Here is a 16725-nt window from a genome sequence, read left to right as displayed (position 1 = left end):
ATGCCAGGAACAATTACTCTCGTGACGTCATCCGCCACCGGTCGTCACTACAGTTGTGGAGCGCGTGCCGCACCACGGCGAGCCGCGACGGGCGCAAAGGATTCTCTGAACATGACGCAGGCTGGATCCGACGAGGTCGACGACGGCCGCGAGATGCGTGGCAGCGTCGAGATCAAGGATCGGGCCATGTCGCGGACCGCCATCGCGGCGGCATCGAAGGATCCTCGGGTCACGCGTACCACCGGCGGCTTCTCGCGACTGACCGGGCGAGAACTCCCCCGCGCCGACGTCACCCTCGGCGAGGACACGATTGCCGTCAACCTCTACATCGGGGTGACCTGGCCGTCGCAGATCACCGAGGTGACCGAATCCGTGCACGCCACCGTCGAGGCCGCGTTGGCGACGATGACGGGCCTGCACGTGCATCGAGTGAACGTCCTGGTATCGGACACCACACTGGACACCGGCCCCTCGCCCACCTCGAATACCGAAGCATCGCAGCCCATCTCACCTCGACCACCCACTGCTGGCCCGGCCGCGATGCCGTTGGCACTGCTGTTCGGGTTCGCGCTCCTCGGTGTGGCCTTTGTCGCCGGCCGGGAATTCCTGATCGCACACGGCCACCTCGGCGGTAGTCCGTGGATCGCCGACGCGGTGTCCTGGATCTCCCGATTGCACTGGCAGAGTTGGATGATCGCCGCCGCGATCGGAGCCGCCGTCGTCGGGTTGTTCGTCGTGTTCATCGGGGTCAAGCCCCGAACGAAGACGCATTCCGGCCTGGGCGAGTCGGCGTCGACCGTGTGGGCCACGCCGACCGACATCGCTCGATTGTGCAGTGCTGCAGCACAGTCGACCCGCGGAGTCGTGGACGCGCACACCGTCGTCACCCGGAAGAAGATCGAAATTCGGGTAGAGCGTGACGCTGCGTACGATGCCGACCGTATCGACGTCGGCGTGCGCGAGGCACTCGTTCCTGTGCTGTCCGTTGCTGCGGGCGAGCGCCGGCTGACGGTGAAGCAGTCGGTGGCAGCACCGACGAGGGTCTCGTGATGAAGACCTTCGTTGCCGGGGTCGACCGACTCCTCGCCATCGCGGCCGGGGCCGGGTTGATCGCGGGAGGTGGCTTCGCGCTGGCCTGGCATTACGACGTCCCCTGGGCACGAGAGATGCTCTCTCGCTTCGATCGTGCGCGAATCGCCGCCCTACCGGAACAGGGCTGGTGGGTGCCGACCCTGGCCGTGGTCGGCTGCATCGCCGTTGTCCTGGCACTGCTTCTGTTGATCGGCAACTTCTCTCCGCGCACGACCGGAACGGCAAGCGTCATCGAGAAGCCCCATTTCTCGGCGCACGTGGACCTGAGCGCCATCGCGTCGGGCGTCGCCGCGGAGCTGGCCGAGTTCCCCGGTGTTCGACGCGCCCGCGGTACGGCGATCGACGATCGGGGAATGCCCACCATCACCGTATCGGTCCATGCTGCAGCCGATTTCGATGTCGTGGCCTTCACCGCCCGAGCCGAAGCCCGTGCCGCCTTCGTGGCCGAATCACTCGCCGGTGCACACGTCGCCACTCGCATTCAACTGCACGTCGACAAGCGACGGTAGCGCGGCCGCGCAGCGTTGCGACAGGCCCGGCCACCTGTCCCTTCTGTCGGATTCACCGGTACGGTGTCGATACACGGCCCGAAGCAGGGAAGATCCGCGGAGCTCGACTCGAGTGGAAGGGAGTCCGCCTCGATGGGGCGTAGGAACGGCGACTGGCTGTTGATTCTTCTCGAACCGGATTCGGTGGCGTGTGTGGTGGCGGTAGGGACGACGCAGAAGAGCAAGGTTCCCATGGCGGCGTTCCTGAGGAGGTCGTCCGACTCGATCCACGCACGTGATGCGGTGGCTCGGTGCGCGGAATCGGGCAGGGACGTGGACATCGAATGCGGGCCGGGCAGGTACGTCTCGGCCCGTCCGATTCTCGGGGACGACGGTACGGTCCAGGCGGTGTGGGCCAGACTGCATCCGGGCACGTGCGACTCTCCGCCGTCGAATGCTTGGGCCTTTCGCTGGAATCTGACTCGCGGCACTGCCCACTCCAAGGACTCCCCGGCGCTGAATTCCGATGTGGCGCACTTGTCGGTAGCAGAAGCGATGGCAACGTTGGATTTCGGATTGCGAGCCACCGACGTCCTCGCGATGCTGGTATCCAGCACAGTCGGCGACACAGTGGATCTCGACGCCACCCAGCGTTGGACCACGGACGAGCTACATCGAATTCGCGTGCTGGCGCACACCACCGTCGAAGGCGAAGCTCGTCACCTGCGCGGCATCGCAATCGACCGCGGTCCGTTCGTCATGAGCCACCCATCCCCTACCGGAGTCCAGGAGACGATGAGCGGGCTCGTAGCGGGTGCCTCGTTCGTCGCACGACGCCACACCGCAATAGTCGATCTGTGCACCCTGGAGACCTTGTACTGGCACGGCCCGCCGCCACCGTCCATCGCCTGGAATCTCGACCCGACCGACCCGCGACCGCGAGTGCACCCGGACGACGACGGAGCAGTCGACGCACTCGCGAAATCAGTGTCCCGGGCCGGCGGCGCAGGAGACGAGCCGAGCATCACCGTCCGGTTCAGAGACCGAAACGGCGGCTACACCACCCACTCGGTGACCGCGTGCGCTCTGCCGATTCTCCCTGACGACGAAGAACCTCGGCTCGCGCTGGTGACGGTGACCGAGGCCTGTATCTGATCGCGCGCAGCGCTGGCGCTTCGGCACCGACGGGTTTAAAGTTCGGTGTGTTACGCAAAGACTCGGTCAACGAGGCGTAACCCGCGACCTACCTTGTGTCTCTCGGGATGGTCCGCACAACTACAGATCGCCGGACGAGCGTGCGCTCTCGTTCCAGGCCGATCCCATCGAGTACGCAACCGGCCCATATCCGTTGTGGCCCCATATCCGTTGTGTCACTGCACCCGGCTCGGTCCGAACGACAGCCACCATCACGTCGCCGAATCGCCCCTTACTCACGAACGGGAGACATCATGAACCGCATTTCTGCTCGGACTCGCACTGCATCCATCGCCCTGATCGCCGGCTCGATGATCGCCGTGACGTCGATGAGCGGGGCCGCTGTTGCTCTTGCTCAACCCGCGCCACCCGCGGTGTCCGCCACCGTCGAGGAATTCGTCCCCGTGAGCGCGGAAGAAGTTGCCTCGCTCAATGCTTCGCTGGCAGAACAGGGCCGCAATCCACTCCCCGCCGGCACAGCCGGCTTTCAGATCAGCGATGACGCGACTGTGACGATCGTCGACGAGACCGGCAACGTCCTCGATCGACAGCCGACTCCCACGGGACCTCAGGCCCGTGGAGTCACCGATGAAATAAAGCGAGTAGTCGGTGCCTGCCTCGGAATCGACTTCTTCGGCGCAGTCGGTGCTTGGGAAGCAATCGAAAGCCAGGTGAACTCGTGGGACAAGGCTGCCAAGTTCGTCCTGAGGCGAGTCGGGCTGATCGCCGCATTGTCCTGCGGCGGCGGAATATTCGCGGAGTACCTGCTCTGACATGCCCTTCTCCCCAGGAAAGGAACGATTGCCATGACAGCTCCCACCCGAAACAAGTTCGAGCGATGGTCCGGCGGAATGCCCCTCGCCGCCCCGGTGGCATTCGGAGCCGTGCTGTTGATCGCCAGTGTCTCGTCGAAGCTCGGTGGCAGCTCCCTCTTCTTCTTCGCCCCTCTGGCCTTCGTCACCTCGGGAACGATGGTGTGGCTCGGAGCCCGACGTGATCCGACGCGAGACCACCTCGCTCACGTCACTGTCGGGTCGGGACTGCTGGTGGGATGCGGCGTCGTCGTCGCCGTGTGTGGTCTCGCAGGCGGTCTGATGCTGGACTCACCGACGTTCTGGGCGTCAATCGCAGTCGTTGCAGCAATCGCGGCACCGATCAGTGCCGGCATCAGTCCCTTCTCGTCGCCGAGGGGCTAGTGCCTGCGGCAGTGGTGCGGTTATGTGCCGGCTGGGGCACATAACCGCACCACTGCCCTCGGCTCTTACAACCGCGGGTCGACCGGCTCGGATTCCAGTGCCAGGACGGCGAACACGGCCTGGTGGATGGAATAGAGCGGCTCACCGCGCACCGAGCGATCCAGCGCTTCCATTCCCAGCGCGTATTCGCGGAGGGCCATCGACTGCTTGTGTCCCACGTTTCGGTTGCGCAGGGCAGTCAGTCGATCCGGGTCGGTGTAGTCGGCACCGTAGATCAACCGCAGATACTCGCGACCACGAACCTTCATGCCGGGCTGCATCTTTCCGCGCGGAGCGTTCGCTGACGGTTTGACGACCATGCCCTCGCCGCCCTGCGCCGTCAACTCCTCCCACCACTTCTCCCCTGCCGCAACCGAATCCGGCATGGACAGATCGACCTCGATTCGACGGGTGGTGGCGAACATATCGGGAGCTGCTGCCACCAATCGGTCGGCAACATCGAGGTGCCAGGCGTGCGGACGATCGGCATACGTCCCGACGTTCGACGCCAGCACCTGAAACGGCGCAATCCGAACCCCGTCCAGTCCGTCCGTCGGCCAGATGTACCGCCGATACGCACCGGTGAACTCGCCCAGGTTGACCTGCCGAACGGTGTTCCGTTCCAGCAACTCCTGCACATCCAGACCACGCGAACCGGCCGATGCCAGCACCGCCGCCTCGGCCACGAGATTCGCCCGAGACACCGCAGCGACCGCGGCGTACTCGGTTTTGATCAGGCCCTCCGCTTTGGCGGACCACGGCATCAGTTCGCAGTCGAGAATCAGCCAGCTCGAATCCAATTCGTCCCACACACCGGCCTTCTCGATCGCGTCGGACACCCCGGAGATCAGCTCGCCGGTCAGTGACTCGTCGAACACCGGACGACCCGTCCGCGTGTACGCGGTGCCGAGCGATCCCTGCGGCGCATCGAACTTCTCCCGAGCGGTGTCGGCATCTCGACACACCACCACGACCACCCGCGAGCCCATGTGCTTCTCCTCGCAGATCACCGTCGACGCACCGAGCGCGCGATACGCGTCGAATGCCTGCGTCGGATATTCGAGATAGCCCTCGCGCTCGGATGTTCCACTCGGTGCCATCGTCGGCGGCAGATAGTGCAGCCACTGCGGAGCGAGGGCGAACCGACTCATCACTTCCAGTGCGCCCGCGGCATTCTCCGGCCGAACCGATACCCGCCCACGCAGCGACGTCTCGACGCCCGTCGGGCCGATCACGTCGGACAGATCGAGCGACGCCGCATCCCGCGTGAACGCGCCCATCGGGCGGGCAGGCTCGTACCAGACCTTCTCGGCCGGAACCGACACCACCTCGCGCTCCGGGTAACGCAGCGCCGTGAGCTTCCCGCCGAAGACGCATCCTGTATCGAGACACGCAGTGTTGTTCTCCCACTCCACTTCCGGCACCGGAGTGTGCCCGTAGAGCACCGTCGCCGAGCCCCGATAGTCCTGCGCCCACGGGTACCGCACCGGCAGGCCGAATTCGTCGGTCTCGCCGGTGGTGTCGCCGTACAGAGCAAAACTTCGAACCCTGCCCGACGCCCGGTTGTGGTACTTCTCGATCAAGCCCGCGTGCGCAACGACGAGCTTGCCGCCGTCGAGCACGAGGTGCGCGACGAGGCCGTCGCAGAACTCGAGCACCTCCCTGCGAAACTCTGCCGACTCGGCGTCGAGCTGTTCGAGGGTCTCGGCGAGACCGTGCGAGGCAGTGACCTTCCGGCCGCGGAGTGCCTTGACGAGCTTGATCTCGTGGTTACCCGGAACTGCCAATGCTGCTCCGGTACCGACCATTCCCATCACCAGTCGCAGGACTCCCACCGAGTCCGGTCCGCGATCGACGTAATCGCCGACGAACACGGCAGTCCGACCGGGCGGTGGCGTCGCACCGACCGCGCGGCCGGCGTCGTCCCGCTCGATCGTGTAACCCAGCACGCCGAGCAGGCTTTCGAGTTCGGCAAGGCAGCCGTGGATGTCGCCGATGACATCGAACGGTCCGGTCAGCTCACGTCGATCGCTGCGTAGCGGGGTGCGAACGAACGTCGCCGACGCCACCGCTTCGACACCGTCGAGTACGTGGACCGTGCGAAAGCCTTCCTTGGACAGTCCCCGAAGCGAGCGTTGCAACTGGGACTGCTGGCGGCGCAGCACATCTCGACCGAACATCCTGTCGGTGCGCTCGGCGTTGCGCTGTGCACACACCGGCTCGGGCACATCGAGCACGACGGCGACCGGTAGCACGTCGTGTTCGCGGGCCAACGCGATCAACGTCTTTCGCGCCGCGGGTTGCACGTTCGTGGCGTCCACGACGGTGAGCAGACCGGCCCGGAGCCTGGTTGCCACGAGGAATTCCAGCAGCGCGAATGCGTCCTTGGTCGCGCTCTGCAGGTTGGGGTCGTTGCTCACCATGCCCCGGCAGGCATCACTGGACACCGTCTCGTACGGACCGAAGTGCTGCGCGGCGAAGGACGACTTGCCGGACCCGCTGATGCCGACGAGTACGACGAGGGATCGATCCGGAATGTCGAAGGTACTCATCGGGTCTGCTCCTCTCGGGTGAAGACGGCCATCTGTGTCGGGGTGCCGTACATATCGTCGACGGGGCCGATTCCCTCGATGCGTACGTCGTAGGCGTGTTCACGTGCTACCGACGAACCCCAGTGCTCGAACTGCGCTCGGGTGAATTCGAATCGGTGATCGACGTGACGGAAGGTTCCCGGTTCGAGGCCGGGATACAGCACGTTGTACTCGGAGTTGGGTGTGGTGACGAGAACCGTTCGTGGACGCGCCTGAAGAAATACCGAACGCACCAACGCCGGAAGCCGATCGAGATCGACGTGTTCGATGACCTCCATGAGCACCATCGCGTCGAATCCGTGCAGCCGAACGTCGCGGTACGTGGCCGACGACTGCACCAGTTCGATCCGAGCGCGCTGCCTGTCGGACATGTCGTCCAGACGCAGCCTGCGCTGAGCCTTGGCGAGTGCACGATCACTCACGTCGGCACCGAGAATGCGATCGAAACTGTTGTCCGCGAGCAGCTCTCGCAGCAGACGACCCTCACCGCAACCGAGGTCGATCACCGACTTCGCGCCTGCACCCGTCAGTGCCGCCAACACGGCACGCACCCGATGCTCGGCCAGCGTCGGATCTCGCGGGGCTGCGTCGCCCTGCGGAGCGTCGGGCACGAGTCGGTCGAGCGCCGAGGCCACCAGTTCGCGACGGTGCGCCAGGTAGCGCGAGGCGATGAGCGAAGACTCCGGGTGATCCCCCAGCCAATCCCCTGCTGCTCGAACGAGTTTGTCGGCCTCGTCCTCGCCCACCCAGTAGTGCTTCCCGTCGTCGAGGACCGGAAGCAGGACGTACAGGTGCCGCAGGGCAGACGACAGCGTGAATGTTCCGGTCAAGACCAGATCGACGTACTCGGAGTTACCCCAGTGCGGCTGAGTCGGATCGAGCGGGATGGGCGTCGCGTCCACTTTCCAACCGAGGGGACCGAACATCCGTGACGCCAGGTCGGTCGCACCACGAGACGGCGCGGCAGGCATCGAGATCGTCAGATCGATTGCAGCAGAGACCAATTCAGGTCTTCCGGTACACACGCCGGCCAGCGTCTGCTTGAACAGTCGCGACAATGCCACCGCGAGCCCGGACGCTGCGCCGTCATTCACCAGAACTGCGACGGTGGTGCGCTCGGCCGAGACTTCCGGATACAGCACAGTGGTGGTGCCCATGGGCAGGTTCCAGCTCTGCACACGATCGGGGTGCTTGTGCAACAAATACCCGATGTCGGAGGAGTCCGGGAAATCGGTTGTGGCATTTGCAGTCACGGTCAGTAGCACCGCAGCGACGTTACGGGACAGTCGCGCCCGATGCGTCCCATTTTTCGGGCACGTCGGGCTGCGTCAATGGACCACTGCACACGTCTGACCGCGGCAACGGTCCATTCACTCACTGCGGGTGAACACTTCGGCCCGCGTGAATGGACCGTTGCATACGTCTGAGCGGTGCAAGGGTCCATTGACGCTCACGGGAGGGCGCACGCAAAAGCGGCACCCACCCTTTCGGGTGAGTGCCGCTTCAGGTACAGCTGGTGAAACTAGATCACTTGACGATCTTCGTGACGCGACCGGCTCCGACGGTACGACCGCCCTCACGGATTGCGAAACGGAGGCCGACATCCATGGCGACCGGCTGGATCAGCGTGACGGACATCTCGGTGTTGTCACCGGGCATGACCATCTCGGTGCCCTCGGGAAGGGTCACGACGCCCGTAACGTCCGTGGTACGGAAGTAGAACTGCGGGCGGTAGTTGTTGAAGAACGGCGTGTGGCGGCCGCCCTCGTCCTTCGAGAGGATGTAGGCGTTGCCCTCGAACTCCGTGTGGGGAGTCGTGGTGCCGGGCTTGATGATGACCTGTCCACGCTCGACGTCTTCGCGCTTGATGCCACGAACGAGGAGGCCGACGTTGTCGCCTGCCTGACCCGAGTCGAGCAGCTTGCGGAACATTTCGATTCCGGTGACGGTGGTCTTGGTCGAGCCGGGGCGGATGCCGACGATCTCGACCTCTTCGTTGACGTTGACCGAGCCGCGCTCGATACGTCCGGTGACCACGGTGCCACGACCGGTGATGGTGAAGACGTCCTCGACGGGCATGAGGAACGGCTTGTCGGTCTCACGGACGGGGTCCGGAACCGAATCGTCGACGGCCTGCATGAGCTCCATGACCGACTCGCCCCACTTCTCGTCACCCTCGAGTGCCTTGAGTGCGGAGACCTTGATGACCGGTGCGTCCTCGTCGAACTCCTGCGAAGCGAGGAGCTCGCGGACCTCCATCTCGACGAGCTCGATGATCTCGTCGTCGTCGACCATGTCGGCCTTGTTCAGTGCGACCAGGATGTACGGAACACCGACCTGGCGGGCGAGCAGCACGTGCTCGCGGGTCTGCGGCATCGGGCCGTCGGTTGCTGCAACGACCAGGATTGCGCCGTCCATCTGTGCCGCGCCGGTGATCATGTTCTTGATGTAGTCGGCGTGACCCGGTGCATCGACGTGCGCGTAGTGGCGCTTCTCGGTCTGGTACTCGACGTGGGAGATGTTGATCGTGATACCACGAGCCTTCTCCTCCGGAGCCTTGTCGATCTGATCGAAAGCCGAGGCCTCGTTCAGGTCCGGGAACTTGTCGTGCAGAACCTTGGTGATTGCAGCCGTCAGCGTCGTCTTACCGTGGTCAACGTGACCGATGGTGCCGATGTTGACGTGCGGCTTCGTCCGATCGAACTTCGCCTTCGCCACTGTGTGTCCTCCTGGACTGATCTGTGCGGGCCCCGACGGGGCCGGCACGCGTATGTGTTCTTACTTATTACAGGTCGAGCGTGGTCCAGCAAACGAAGAGAGAATTATTCTCCGTTGACCTTCGCGATGATTTCCTTCGCTACGTTCGCGGGAACTTCTGCGTACGAATCGAAGACCATGGAGTAGTTAGCGCGGCCCTGTGTCTTCGACCGAAGGTCTCCGATGTAGCCGAACATCTCCGACAGCGGAACCAGTGCCTTGACGATACGGGCACCGCTGCGTTCCTCCATGGCCTGGATCTGACCACGGCGGGAGTTCAGGTCGCCGATGACCTCACCCATGTAATCCTCGGGCGTGATGACCTCGACGGCCATGACGGGTTCGAGAATGACGGGGCTGGCCTTGCGGGCGGCTTCCTTGAACGCTTGTGAGCCGGCGACCTTGAAGGCCATTTCCGACGAGTCGACGTCGTGGTACGCACCGTCGAGCAGTGTGACCTTGACGTTGACCAGGGGGTATCCGGCGAGAACACCGTACTGCATGGCGTCCTGCGCACCGGCGTCGACCGAGGGGATGTACTCCCTGGGCACACGACCACCGGAGACCTTGTTCTCGAATTCGTAGGTCGCACCGTCTTCGCCCTCGAAAGGCTCGAGCTTGATGATGACCTTCGCGAACTGGCCGGAGCCACCGGTCTGCTTCTTGTGGGTGTAGTCGTGCTTCTCGACCGTCTTGCGGATGGTCTCGCGGTACGCGACCTGCGGCTTGCCGACGTTGGCCTCGACCTTGAACTCGCGACGCATACGGTCGACGAGGATATCGAGGTGCAGCTCGCCCATGCCGCCGATGACGGTCTGGCCGGTGTCCTCGTCCAGCTTCACCGAGAAGGTGGGATCCTCTTCGGCGAGCTTCTGGATTGCTGTTCCCAGCTTCTCCTGGTCGGACTTGGTCTTCGGCTCGATCGAGACCTGGATGACCGGGTCCGGGAAGCTCATGGACTCGAGGATGATCTGGTTCTGCGGATCGCAGAGCGTGTCACCCGTCGTGGTGTCCTTGAGGCCGATGACCGCGTAGATGTGACCGGCAGATGCGGTCGCGATCGCGTTCTCCTTGTTGGAGTGCATCTGGAACAGCTTGCCCAGACGCTCCTTCTTGCCCTTGGTCGAGTTGATGACCTGAGCGCCGGAGTCGACCTTGCCCGAGTACACCCGGACGTAGGTCAGCTTGCCGAAGAAGGGGTGAGTGGCGATCTTGAACGCGAGAGCCGCGAACGGCTCGTCTGCGGACGGCTTGCGAGTGATCTCCTTCTCCTCGTCGCCGACGGCGTGTCCGATGGTCTCGGCAACGTCGAGGGGAGACGGGAGGTAGTCGATGACCGCGTCGAGCATGGGCTGGACGCCCTTGTTCTTGAACGCGGATCCACACAGGATCGGGTACAGCTCGCTGTTGACCGTCATCTTGCGGATGGCGCCCTTGATCTCGTCGATCGTGAGCTCTTCGCCGCCGAAGTGCTTCTCCAGAAGCGCTTCGTCGGACTCGGCCACGGTCTCGAGCAGCATGGTGCGGTACTCGTCCGCGCGCTCCTTGAGGTTTTCCGGGATCTCCTGGATCTCGTACTTCTCGCCGAGCTTGGTCTCGCCACTCCACACGAGAGCCTTCATCTGCACGAGGTCGATGACGCCCTCGAAATCGTTCTCTGCGCCGATGGGCAGCTGGATGACCAGCGGCTTGGCACCGAGACGATCGATGATGGTCTGCACGGTGTAGTAGAAGTCCGCGCCGAGCTTGTCCATCTTGTTGACGAAGCAGATGCGCGGCACGTCGTACTTGTCGGCCTGACGCCAGACCTGCTCGGACTGCGGCTCGACACCTTCTTTGCCGTCGAACACTGCGACAGCGCCGTCGAGGACGCGGAGCGAGCGCTCCACCTCGACGGTGAAGTCGACGTGACCGGGGGTGTCGATGATGTTGATCTGGTTGTCGTTCCAGAAGCACGTCGTGGCAGCAGAGGTGATCGTGATGCCACGCTCCTGCTCCTGCTCCATCCAGTCCATGGTGGCTGCGCCATCGTGAACTTCACCGATCTTGTAGGAGATACCGGTGTAGAAGAGGATGCGTTCGGTAGTGGTGGTCTTGCCGGCATCGATGTGGGCCATGATGCCGATGTTGCGGACCTTGTTGAGGTCGGTCAGCACGTCCTGTGCCACGAGTTAACCCGCCTTGGTGTTGGAAGAGGTATTGCCTGAGCTGATCAACGCTCCGGCGGTATCGGATAGTTCCGAATACCGCCCGAGCGAGGAGATCACCAGCGGTAGTGGGCGAACGCCTTGTTGGCTTCGGCCATCTTGTGAGTGTCTTCGCGACGCTTCACAGCGGCACCGAGGCCGTTGCTGGCGTCGAGCAACTCGTTTGCCAGACGCTCGACCATGGTCTTCTCACGACGAGCGCGCGAGAACGTGACCAGCCAGCGCAGTGCCAGCGTGGTGGAGCGGCCGGGACGAACCTCGACGGGCACCTGGTAGGTGGCACCACCGACGCGACGGCTGCGAACCTCGAGGGCCGGCTTGACGTTGTCGAGTGCACGCTTGAGCGTGACGACGGGGTCGGTGCCGGTCTTCTCGCGAGCCTGCTCGAGCGCCTGGTAGACGATGCGCTCGGCGGTCGACTTCTTGCCGTCGAGGAGAATCTTGTTGACGAGCTGCGTGACCAACGGCGATCCGTAGACCGGGTCGTTGATCAGCGGCCGCTTGGGTGCTGGGCCCTTGCGTGGCATATCAGCTCTTCTCCTTCTTGGCTCCGTAGCGGCTACGAGCCTGCTTGCGGTTCTTGACACCCTGGGTGTCGAGCGAGCCGCGGATGATCTTGTAACGCACACCCGGGAGGTCCTTCACACGACCACCGCGAACGAGCACCATCGAGTGCTCCTGCAGGTTGTGACCCTCACCGGGGATGTATGCGGTGACCTCGACCGAGGAGGTCAGGCGAACACGCGCGACCTTACGGAGAGCGGAGTTCGGCTTCTTGGGGGTGGTGGTGTACACGCGAGTGCACACGCCACGGCGCTGTGGACTGCCCTTGAGGGCAGCGGTCTTCAGTTTCGCGACCTTGTCGGTGCGTCCCTTACGGACCAGCTGGTTGATCGTTGGCATGAACCGGCTTTCTTCGTGTCGATAAACAGGGATCTAGCAGTTGGAGCAAGAGAACACTGCTCCTCACCCGGTACTGCTGCTGCTCCAGTACTGCTACCGCGGGTCTCTTGCACCCCGCGGTCGGGTGTGTCGCATACCCCCACACGTCCAGCCGGTTGCGCGCTCTCAGAGCGAACGTGCGCACGGCTGTACCTCGCATAGGCACACAAACGGTCCGGCCAGGCCGGACACGACCCATAACGATACCCGGCGGCGCGGCCTCGGGTCAAAACACCCTTCGCCCTGATACGCAACCTATCTGCTCAGGTTGAGTGTGAGGTCGGCCAGCTTCGCCGCGGCCTGGCACGGATCGGGATGAGCGGCACCGGGCTGGTACTGCACCCACCACCCGAAGATGCCGTCCCGATCCGCCCCGGCCGAGACTCCGCACGAATCGGGATCGTTCGGACGCTGAGCCTGGATTGCCTTGCGGCCCTGCACCGTTGTGTCGGTGACGGTGTACATCATCTTTTCCTCGGCGGCCCGCTCGGCGGCCAGAGTGCCGGATTCGAACCAGTTGAACGTCACCTTCACCGTGCCCGCGGAGCCGACGAGATCCCACCGACAGATGGCCCCGAAGAAGCCGCGTTCGATGGCGTCGGCTCCGGTGGTCTCGGCGATCTGGTCGTCGGAGACGGCATCGCACTCGGTCAACAATTCGGTGAATTCTTGGCCACCGGAGCCTGCGAAGCTCGCCGGTCTCGCGGTTCCCTGGACGGTCTGGGCGCACCCGGCGACGAGCAACAGGGTCGACGCCGCCGCGATCACTCGTTTGCGCGTCATTGCTTGCGCTCCACGGTCAGAGTCGCGAGTTCGTTTCCGACGTCGCACGGCGGGCGCGCGGCAGGTCCGAGGGAGTACGTGATCGACCAGTGAAAGAAGTCGTCGCCGAACTGCACGCCTATTTCGCACAGGGTGTCCTGCTCGGCCTCGAACCCCGGGTTGCCGTCGATCTCGATGTCTTTCGCCGGACGGCCGATCAGCTCGGAACCGGCGCGTTCGCGTCCGATAGGGCTGCCGCGGTACCAGGAGAAGCTGACTCCCGGTCCGCCGAACCCCGTGGTCTCCCACTGGCACCCGACGGAATTGCGGGTGATCTGCGCGAACGGGCCCGCTCCGAACGCGGACTGCACCTCGGCGTCGGTGATCGATCCGCATTCACCGAAGAAGGGACCCGGCTCGTACACCGTGGTCGTCGGAGCAGTCTCTTGCGTCGATGCAGCGTCGTCCTCCGCACCGCCGCACCCGGCGATCAGCACGGCTGTTGCCGTCACGACCATCGCGAACCGTCTCGTCATCTGCTACGGGGCCGAGAATCCGCCGACGCCGGGAATGTCGAACACGATTCCGGAGGCAAGGACGTGCGCGGTGAACAGGACCGGCCCGCTGCCGGTATCGGCGACGACCGGCCCCGCGGGCTCGAACACGCCGTTTCCCTGCCGGCAGATCGGTGCGTTGACCGACCCGGTGCGTCCGTTGGCGATGTTGACGAAGTCGACCTGCAGGCTGGCGAAGTTCTGGTACGACGTGCAGATCCGCGGATCGGCGGCACGGCCCCAGATGTGGGTCAGTCCCGGAGTCTCGGTACCGGCGACCTCGATCGTGCCGATCCACTGATCCGGAACGATGAGTCCGCCGACGGTGACTCCGAGGTTGGGAATCTGCAGAACGGGGACGGGAACCGGTCCGGGCGCGGGTACGGGCGTGTTCTCGCCGGGTGCAGGCGGCGCATCGGCAGGCGGTTGCGCCTGTGCGACCGGCGCGAGGGCCATGGTGCCCACAGCCGCGAATGCGGCTGCGAGGAGACCGAATCGAGTCCGACGAGCCATACCTGGGTGTCTCCTGGTCCTTTGGAAGCGAGTCGCCATACGTTACCGCGAAGGGGCGAGCTTCCGGCCCTGGACGTAGACGCCGACGATCGCGGGCTCGCGCATCGACATCAGCAGCGCGAACAGGGTCTGGTCTCGGGCGAGCTCGGCATCGTCGGCGCGGACCCCGTGGTCGATCGCCGCCGCGAGCTGGGGCCATGCGGACGGATCGACCACGACGAAATCGGCTTCCTTGCCCGCGTCGAAGTTGCCGATTCGGCTCTCCATGTCCAGCGCTCGTGCCCCGGCGAGGGTTCCGGTGAACAGCAATTCGGCGGGATGCAGGGACAGTCCGGCGTCACCGGCCTCGGAGATGTGCACCTTGAACGCGTCGGCGAGGACCTGCGGCAACAGCCACTCGTCACCGCCGCCGAAGTCCGATCCGATGGCGATGTTCACCCCCGCGGCGACGGTTCGCTTCCACGGCATCGTGCCCGAGCCCAAGAACTGCTGCGAGGTGGGACAGTGCGCGATGGACGTGCCGGTCTCTGCCATTCGCGCGAGTTCGACGTCCTGACAGTGCACCGCGTGGGCCAGGACGGTGCGCGGGCCCAGAAAGCTCTTCCCACCGACCTGCGAGCCCGGCAGAAACTTGCCGTCGTAGGTGTCGAGGTACGTCTCCACCCCGTAGGCGTTCTTGGTGGCGTCGATCTCGCCGGTCCCCGGCCGGTTATTCTCGTTCAGGTGTGTGTGGAAGTAGACGCCTCGGGCGCGCACGGAATCGTAGAGCTCGCCGAGGTTCTTCAGCGTCTGCGTCGTCACCGAGAGCGAGAACCGCGGTACGACGGCCACGTGCAGCATCGCCGTGTCGACATCGCCGGTGTCGGCGGCGTGCCACTTCTCGATCTCCTCGGACACCAGTCGGATGGCCTCGTCCTCACCGGTGATCAATGCCTGCGCCGACGCCGGGCCGGTGGTCTGGACCCCTCGGCCGCTGACGATGCGTAGCCCGTGCTCGAGTGTTTCGGCGAACAGCGAATCCTGCGCATGCGGGAACGCCGATCCGAACACCATTGCCTGCGTGGTTCCGGCCCGGATCCGCGCGGCGCAGAAGTCTCTGGCCGCAGCGGCAGCGAACTCGGGATCGGCGAAGCGGGACTCGGACGGAAAGATGCACGTGTTCAGCCACTCGAGCAGTTGCCCGCCGCCGTAGGAATCTCCGGCGTAGGTCTGCGGGAAGTGAATGTGGGTGTCGACGAATCCCGGCAGCAGGAACGCGGGCCGATGGTCGGCAACCGTATGCTGCGCGAATTCGGTTGGGAGCGAATCGAACTCACCACAGAACTCGATCTTGCCGTCGTCGCCGACCACGAGGGCACCGTCGGGAATCGACACCAGCGCGGCGGCGGCGTCGAGCACCGTGGGCGAGCCGGCGACGTGAAAGATGTGGCCGCGGTGCACGCGTGCAATTTCGGAAGTCACCCGCCAGACTCAAGCACACGTCGATCGGAACTGCAGATCGTGCGGCTCTCTACTGCGCTACCGCTCCCGCGGCGGACAGCCGCGCGTTCAACGACGCATCCAACACCTCTGCCCACGAGCGCACGACCTCGGCACGTCGTCGTGCGTCGTCGGTCAGCACATCGGCCAGACCCAGACCGCGGGCGAGGTCGAGGGTTGCCTGAACGAGACGGTGGGTGACGGGATCGTTGTCGTCGACCCCGAGGTTCTCGACGGCCATCTTGTGGGCCCGACGACCGAACCGTTCTTCGAGAGGAACGATCCGATCGCGCAACTCGGGGTCGGCCGAGGCCGCGGTCCAGACCTGCAGTGCCGCTTTGAACATCGGCCCGGTGTAGTACTCGACGAGCCGCTCCACCACCAGTGTCGTCCGGCCGGGGCCCGCCGGTATCTCCTGGGCCTCGCGGCGAGCGCTGTCCATCCGGGTGTCGAACATGTACTCGAGCGCTCCGGTGATCAGGTCCTCACGCGTCGGGAAATGATGCTGGGTCGCGCCGCGGGAGACGCCTGCACGTTCGGCGACCACGCCGACCGTCGTTGCCACCCAGCCCTGCTCGGCGAGTGAATCGATCGTCGCCTCGAGCAGTCGCTGACGCGTCACCCGGCTGCGGTCCTGCTTGGGTTCGCGCGCCATCACCATCGCCATACTCCCTACTACCGACCCGACTTCTCGGCCGCTCTACTTCTCGGCCGCCCAGGACGGGGGCCTCTTCTCCAGAAAGGACATCATCCCCTCTCGGGCCTCGTCGGATGCAAACAACCTGGCCGATTGCTCGGCGACGGACGTCCCACGCTCGTCCATCTCGCGCCTGATCGCGGCCGTGGTGGCCGACTACATGATCGTGTTCAGGAAGTGTTCGCCGCAGGGCCTGGCCGAGTCGAAGCGCCTC

General features: G+C 64.6%; 17 protein-coding genes and 1 pseudogene. 5 read left to right on the top strand and 13 right to left on the bottom strand.

What is annotated here, in order from left to right; genetic code table 11:
* The first annotated feature begins 111 nt into the window (after positions 1-111).
* From CH256_RS08950 to CH256_RS08940, 3 genes are all read left to right on the top strand, one after another.
* Complete coding sequence (locus CH256_RS08950) at positions 112-1050, top strand: Asp23/Gls24 family envelope stress response protein (protein WP_179272044.1); 939 nt, start codon at positions 112-114, stop codon at positions 1048-1050.
* The gene (locus tag CH256_RS08945; protein ID WP_094669383.1) at positions 1050-1601 is read left to right on the top strand and encodes a hypothetical protein; all 552 of its coding nucleotides are present in this window, start codon (positions 1050-1052) and stop codon (positions 1599-1601) included. The genes CH256_RS08950 and CH256_RS08945 overlap by 1 nt, the downstream gene beginning before the upstream one ends.
* 132 nt (positions 1602-1733) lie before the next feature.
* Complete coding sequence (locus CH256_RS08940) at positions 1734-2735, top strand: GAF domain-containing protein (RefSeq protein ID WP_094669382.1); 1002 nt, start codon at positions 1734-1736, stop codon at positions 2733-2735.
* A 120-nt stretch (positions 2736-2855) separates the two neighbouring features.
* Here CH256_RS08940 and CH256_RS28035 read toward each other — a convergent pair whose 3' ends face one another.
* On the bottom strand, positions 2856-3014 hold the full coding sequence (locus CH256_RS28035) for a hypothetical protein (RefSeq protein ID WP_179272043.1): 159 nt from the start codon (positions 3012-3014) through the stop codon (positions 2856-2858).
* Between the two features lie 14 nt (positions 3015-3028).
* On the opposite strand from CH256_RS28035, the gene CH256_RS08935 reads away from it, so the two are divergent.
* Positions 3029-3547, top strand: coding sequence for a hypothetical protein (locus CH256_RS08935; protein WP_068052785.1), 519 nt, complete (start codon positions 3029-3031; stop codon positions 3545-3547).
* Between the two features lie 33 nt (positions 3548-3580).
* The gene (locus tag CH256_RS08930) at positions 3581-3970 is read left to right on the top strand and encodes a hypothetical protein (RefSeq protein ID WP_094669380.1); all 390 of its coding nucleotides are present in this window, start codon (positions 3581-3583) and stop codon (positions 3968-3970) included.
* Between the two features lie 65 nt (positions 3971-4035).
* On the opposite strand, the gene CH256_RS08925 is transcribed toward CH256_RS08930, so the two are convergent.
* The 12 genes and pseudogenes from CH256_RS08925 to CH256_RS28535 all read right to left on the bottom strand — a co-directional run.
* The gene (locus tag CH256_RS08925) at positions 4036-6561 is read right to left on the bottom strand and encodes a polynucleotide kinase-phosphatase (RefSeq protein ID WP_094669378.1); all 2526 of its coding nucleotides are present in this window, start codon (positions 6559-6561) and stop codon (positions 4036-4038) included.
* Positions 6558-7853: a 3' terminal RNA ribose 2'-O-methyltransferase Hen1 gene (locus CH256_RS08920; protein WP_256989409.1), complete on the bottom strand. Its 1296-nt coding sequence runs from the start codon at positions 7851-7853 to the stop codon at positions 6558-6560. The genes CH256_RS08925 and CH256_RS08920 overlap by 4 nt, the downstream gene beginning before the upstream one ends.
* A 274-nt stretch (positions 7854-8127) precedes the next feature.
* Positions 8128-9318 (bottom strand): elongation factor Tu, encoded by a 1191-nt coding sequence (gene tuf, locus CH256_RS08915; RefSeq protein ID WP_068052772.1) that lies wholly within the window; start codon positions 9316-9318, stop codon positions 8128-8130.
* 104 nt (positions 9319-9422) lie between these two features.
* Complete coding sequence (fusA, locus tag CH256_RS08910; protein ID WP_032380505.1) at positions 9423-11525, bottom strand: elongation factor G; 2103 nt, start codon at positions 11523-11525, stop codon at positions 9423-9425.
* Positions 11526-11620: 95 nt separating this feature from the next.
* Positions 11621-12091 carry a 30S ribosomal protein S7 gene (gene rpsG / locus CH256_RS08905; RefSeq protein WP_003941856.1) on the bottom strand — a complete coding sequence of 157 codons (471 nt, stop codon included), beginning with the start codon at positions 12089-12091 and terminating at the stop codon, positions 11621-11623.
* Between the two features lies 1 nt (position 12092).
* Complete coding sequence (rpsL, locus tag CH256_RS08900) at positions 12093-12467, bottom strand: 30S ribosomal protein S12 (RefSeq protein WP_008714048.1); 375 nt, start codon at positions 12465-12467, stop codon at positions 12093-12095.
* Between the two features lie 294 nt (positions 12468-12761).
* Positions 12762-13289: a DUF3558 domain-containing protein gene (locus CH256_RS08895; protein ID WP_094669376.1), complete on the bottom strand. Its 528-nt coding sequence runs from the start codon at positions 13287-13289 to the stop codon at positions 12762-12764.
* Positions 13286-13786: a DUF3558 domain-containing protein gene (locus CH256_RS08890; RefSeq protein ID WP_373454795.1), complete on the bottom strand. Its 501-nt coding sequence runs from the start codon at positions 13784-13786 to the stop codon at positions 13286-13288. The genes CH256_RS08895 and CH256_RS08890 overlap by 4 nt, the downstream gene beginning before the upstream one ends.
* A 21-nt stretch (positions 13787-13807) precedes the next feature.
* Entirely contained in the window at positions 13808-14335 is a 528-nt protein-coding gene (locus CH256_RS08885; RefSeq protein WP_094669374.1) for a hypothetical protein, read from the bottom strand.
* Positions 14336-14377: 42 nt separating this feature from the next.
* A complete protein-coding gene (locus CH256_RS08880) occupies positions 14378-15784 on the bottom strand; it encodes a guanine deaminase (RefSeq protein ID WP_094669393.1) in 1407 nt (468 codons plus the stop codon).
* Between the two features lie 61 nt (positions 15785-15845).
* Positions 15846-16469: a TetR/AcrR family transcriptional regulator gene (locus CH256_RS08875; RefSeq protein ID WP_094641518.1), complete on the bottom strand. Its 624-nt coding sequence runs from the start codon at positions 16467-16469 to the stop codon at positions 15846-15848.
* Positions 16470-16514: 45 nt separating this feature from the next.
* Positions 16515-16661: pseudogene (locus CH256_RS28535) on the bottom strand (enoyl-CoA hydratase family protein); the annotation flags it as partial.
* Positions 16662-16725: the final 64 nt, after the last annotated feature.

Origin of the sequence: Rhodococcus sp. 05-2254-6 (genome assembly GCF_002258565.1) — a bacterium.
Classification (GTDB): Bacteria; Actinomycetota; Actinomycetes; order Mycobacteriales; family Mycobacteriaceae; genus Rhodococcoides.
This window is presented reverse-complemented; position numbering and strand designations above follow the sequence as displayed.